This window comes from Acinetobacter legionensis (assembly GCF_048552295.1).
Classification (GTDB): Bacteria; Pseudomonadota; Gammaproteobacteria; order Pseudomonadales; family Moraxellaceae; genus Acinetobacter.
Genome location: NZ_JBIMCW010000100.1, coordinates 1 through 280 on the forward strand (window position 1 = coordinate 1; position 280 = coordinate 280).

Here is a 280-nt window from a genome sequence, read left to right on the forward strand (position 1 = left end):
AGCATGCCACAAACCGCTGAAAACGTGGCAGAACAATTCAATATTAACCGTGCGGATCAAGATCAGTTTGCCTTAAACAGCCAACAACGTACTGCGGTAGCCCAAGAGCAAGGCTTTTTTCAAAATGAGATTGTGCCCGTCACTATTCCCCAGCGTAAAGGTGATGCTGTGCTTGTGGATACCGATGAACATCCACGTGCATCAACGACTTTAGCCGCACTGACAAAACTTAAAGGTGTGGTAAAAGCTGATGGCACGGTCACGGCGGGTAATGCATCGG

General features: G+C 48.2%; 1 protein-coding gene. It reads left to right on the plus strand.

All coding sequences use genetic code 11. The features are described 5' to 3' along the window. Nucleotides 1–280, plus strand: a 280-nt coding sequence (locus ACG916_RS21625; RefSeq protein ID WP_512700218.1) for a thiolase family protein, incomplete at both ends; no start/stop codon positions are given.